Below are 4,197 nucleotides of genomic sequence, written 5' to 3'. Positions count from 1 at the left end.
TCAGCATCGCGACATTGGCGGTCATGATCGTCGCGATCATCGCGCCCGTGTGCAGCATGGCGCCGCGCCCCGAGAAGATCTGGCTGAACACGAAGCTCGCGGCCACCACGTAGACGAAGAGGACGCCGAGCAGCGCGGAATCGTTAGCGTGCAGCCGCGACTTGCAGATCGCGTCGTAGACGACCCAGCCGAGCCCAAGGCCGAGCAGCCCGATCAGCGTCGCGCCCCAGGCCGGCAGGTCCGCCTTGGCCGGGTCGATCAGGTAAAGCTCGGCGCCGAGATAGTAGACGAGAAAGAGCAGCGCGAAACCCGACAGCCAGGTCGCATAGCTCTCCCACTTGAACCAGGTCAGGTCCTCCGGCATGTGCGGCGGCGCGACCATGTATTTCTGGATGTGGTAGAAGCCGCCGCCGTGGACCTGCCAGGCCTCGCCGCCGACGCCCACGAGCGGCGCCCCGCGGGGCTTCCGCAGCCCGAGATCGAGCGCGATGAAGTAGAAGGACGACCCGATCCAGGCGATCGCGGTGATGACGTGCAGCCAGCGCACGCCGAATTGCAGCCATTCGGCGAAATAGGTCCACATGGGATGAGCCCCGGAACGCCGCCCCCTTGTCGCGGACGCTCCCCACAATGATCCGATGTGCCTTGCGTGGCCCCTCGCCGTTCAGGAGACGGTGGGAGGGACAGGCGTTGGTTCGAAGGGCGCTTGACGCCCTTCGAAGAGTTGCAGTGTTTCACGCCTCGAAGGGCCGAGACAAGAGGTTCGCGGCGCTATGCGCCGACGCGGAGCATCAGTTCCGCACGCCCTCGACGTACCAGTCCATCTTCAAGAGATCGGCGTCCGGGATGCGGGTGCCGGCGGCGATCTTCTCGGCGCCCGACTGGTCCTTGATCGGCCCGGTGAACACCTCGTAGGTGCCGGCCTTGGTCTCGTCGACGACCTTCTGCGCGGCGGCCTTCACGTCGGCCGGCATCTTGTCGTTGAACGGGGCCATCTCGACCTCGCCCTCCTTCATGCCGAGCCAGACGTCCTGCGTCTTCCAGGAACCGTCGATCACCGCGTTGACGCGGTCGACGTAGTACGGGCCCCACTGGTCGACGATCGCCGTCATGTGGGCGTTCGGCGCGAAGCTCTTCATGTCCCAGGCCTGGCCGAAGGCGATGGCGCCGCGCTTCTCGGCCTCCTGCAGCGGACCGGGGCTATCGGTGTGCTGGGTGATGACGTCGGCGCCCTGGTCGAGCAGAGCGCCCGCGGCCTGCGCTTCCTTGGCCGGGTCGTACCAGGAGTTCACCCAGACGACCTGCGTCTCGAACTTCGGGTTCACCTTGCGCGCGGCGAGCGTGAAGGCGTTGATGCCCATCACGACCTCGGGGATCGGGAAGGAGGCGACGTAGCCCGCCTTGCCGCTCTTCGACATCATGCCGGCGATGGTGCCGAGCACGGCGCGGCCCTGGTAGAACTTCGAATTGTAGGCCGCCATGTTCGGCGCGGTCTGGTAGCCCGTCGCATGCTCGAACTTCACGTTCGGGAACTGCTTGGCGACCTTCAGCGTCGGGTTCATGAAGCCGAACGAGGTCGCGAAGATGATGTCGTTGCCGTCCTGCGCGAGCTGACGGATGACGCGCTCGGCGTCCGGCCCCTCGGCGACGTTCTCGACGAAGCTCGTCTGCACCTTGTCGCCGAGCTTCTCGGCCAGGTACTTGCGGCCCTGGTCGTGTGCGAAGGAGTAGCCGAAGTCGCCGACCGGGCCGACATAGACGAAGGCGGCCTTGACCGGGCGATCGGAGACCTGCGCGAAGGCCGGCAGGCCGAACGCGGTGACGGCGGCGAGCGCGGCACCCCCGAGGAGGACTTGGCGGCGGGTGAAGAGGCTCATGAGGGCTCCTTGCAAGGGCTTTTCGAGTGGTCAGGCGGTCGCCCGGAACGGCTTGCCCAGGCAGGCCGGCGCGGCATTCCGCGTCCGCGCACTGCCCGAGATGAGGGCGAGCACCAGAACGGTCGCGAGATAGGGAAGGCTGGTCAGGAACTCCGGCGCGAGCAGCGACCAACCGGCCGCCTTCGCCTGGAGCTCCAGGGTGATCACGGCGCCGAAGAGATAGGCGCCGAGCAGAAGGCGCCCCGGACGCCAGGAGGCGAAGACGACGAGCGCGATGGCGATCCAGCCGCGACCGGCCGTCAGGCGCTCGGCCCACATCGGCGTCAGCACCAGCGAGTAGTAGGCGCCCGCCAGCCCCGCCATCGCGCCGCCGAAGAGCACCGCGAGGTAGCGAACTTTGAGGACGGGATAGCCGATGGAATGCGCCGAGGCGTCGCTCTCGCCGACGGCGCGCAGGATGAGCCCCGCTCTCGAGTGCTTCAGGAACCACCAGACTGCGAAAGTCAGGACCAGCGAGAGATAAACGATCGGCGAATAGCCGAAGAGGACGCGCCAGATCGGGTCGGCGGCGAGCGCCGCGGGAAAGAACGAGCCGAGCACCGGCGTCGTGATGCCGACGAAGCCGGCGCCCGCCAGTGCCGACACGCCGGTGCCGAAGATGGTGAGCGCGAGGCCCGTCGCGACCTGGTTGGCGGTCAGCGTCAGGGTCAGCCAGGCGAAGATCAGCGACGAGGCGGCGCCGGCGAACAGCGCCGCCAGCGCGCCGAGCCAGGGCGAGCCGACCGTGACGGACACGGCAAAGCCCGTGACCGCGCCGATCAGCATCATGCCCTCGACGCCGAGGTTGAGGACGCCGGACTTCTCGACCACGAGTTCGCCGAGCGCGGCGATCAGGATCGGCGTCGCGGAGGCGACCACGGCGACGACGATGGCGACGATCAGCTCGGGGCTCATGCGGCGGCTCCCCGGCCGGACGTCGGTTCGGGCGTCAGCGTCGGCGCCGGTGCGATGGGCGCGGCGACCGGAACGCCGCCCACGCCGCTCGTCAGCCGGTAGCGGACGAGGATGTCGACCGCGAGGAGGAAGAACAGCATCATCGCCTGAAAGACGCCGATGGCCGCGGCCGGCAGGCCGATCGTCGTCTGCGCGCTTTCGCCGCCGACATAGGTCAGCGCCAGGACGAGGGCGGCGAGCACGATGCCGACGGGATGAAGCCGGCCGAGAAAGGCGACGATGATGGCGGTGAAGCCGTAGCCGACGGGAAAGCTCGGCACCATCTGCCCGAAGGGACCGGATGCCTCGAAGATACCGGCGAGCCCCGCCATGCCGCCGCCGAGCGCCATGCAGAGCCAGACGACGCGCGCCTCGCGAAAGCCGCCGTAGCGCGCCGCCTGCGGGCTAAGGCCGACGACCCGCACCTGGAAGCCGGCGACGGTGCGCGCGATCAGGAACCAGACGGCGAGCGCCAGCGCCAGCGCCACCGGAATGCCGAGATGGATCAGGGTGCCCGGCACGACATAGGGCAGCGTCTGCGACGAGGAGAACATCGCAGTCTGCGGGAAGTTGAACCCCATCGGGTCCTTCCAGGGTCCGCGCATCAGGTAGTAGAGGACCTGGATCGCGACGTAGTTCAGCATCAGCGACGACAGGATCTCGGAGACGCCGAGCCGGTTGCGCAGGAAGGCGGGGATCGCCGCCCACGCCATGCCCCCGAGAATGCCGGCCACGACCATCGCGGGCAGGATCCAGTGCCCCTCCATGTCCATCGTCAAGAGCGCGATGCCGGTGCCGGCCAGGCCACCGATGACGTACTGGCCCTCGGCGCCGATGTTCCAGACATTGGCGCGGAAGCCGACCGACAGGCCGATGGCGATGGTGGCAAGCGGCGCCGCCTTCACCAGAAGGTCCTGCCAGCGATAGGGATTGAAGAGCGGCGTCACGAAGATCTCGCGCGCGGCCCCGAGCCCGTCGTAGCCGAGGAGCGTGAAGACGATGGTGCCAACGAGAAGCGTCAGCGCGACGGCGAGAACTGGCGTCGCGAACAGCATGACGCGGCTCGGCTCGCGGCGGGGGACGAAGCGGAGCGCCATCAGGCGGCCTCGGCGCCGGCTTGGGGCTCGACGTGCACGCCGCCCATCAGGAGACCGACGCGCTCGATCGAGATGCCCTTCACGTTCATCGTCTCCGACAGGCGTCCCTCGTTGAGGACAGCGATGCGGTCGCAGAGCTCCAGAAGCTCGTCGAGGTCCTGGCTGACGACGACGATCGCCGCGCCCCGCGCCGCCAGATCGATCATCGCCTGCCGAATGAAGCCGGCGGC

4 protein-coding genes and 1 pseudogene are annotated in these 4,197 nt (G+C 68.3%); all 5 read right to left on the bottom strand.

Going from position 1 to position 4,197, the window contains the following annotated elements; translation table 11 throughout:
• Positions 1 to 583 (bottom strand): urate hydroxylase PuuD (locus QZ753_RS16875; protein WP_294645302.1); only part of this gene is annotated, 583 nt, incomplete at its 3' end.
• A 208-nt stretch (positions 584 to 791) separates the two neighbouring features.
• Positions 792 to 1,877, bottom strand: a complete 1,086-nt coding sequence (locus QZ753_RS16870; protein ID WP_294645300.1) for a BMP family ABC transporter substrate-binding protein — start codon at positions 1,875 to 1,877, stop codon at positions 792 to 794.
• Positions 1,878 to 1,907: 30 nt separating this feature from the next.
• A complete protein-coding gene (locus QZ753_RS16865) occupies positions 1,908 to 2,831 on the bottom strand; it encodes an ABC transporter permease (protein WP_294645298.1) in 924 nt (307 codons plus the stop codon).
• Positions 2,828 to 3,967: an ABC transporter permease gene (locus tag QZ753_RS16860; protein ID WP_294645296.1), complete on the bottom strand. Its 1,140-nt coding sequence runs from the start codon at positions 3,965 to 3,967 to the stop codon at positions 2,828 to 2,830. The genes QZ753_RS16865 and QZ753_RS16860 overlap by 4 nt, the downstream gene beginning before the upstream one ends.
• A pseudogene (locus QZ753_RS16855) lies at positions 3,967 to 4,197 on the bottom strand (ABC transporter ATP-binding protein); the annotation flags it as partial. The gene QZ753_RS16860 and the pseudogene QZ753_RS16855, both read right to left, overlap by 1 nt.

Source organism: uncultured Aureimonas sp., from assembly GCF_913775355.1.
Lineage (GTDB): Bacteria > Pseudomonadota > Alphaproteobacteria > Rhizobiales > Rhizobiaceae > Aureimonas.
The sequence above is the reverse complement of the archived record's forward strand: the minus strand, read 5'-3'. Positions and strand labels throughout refer to the sequence as shown.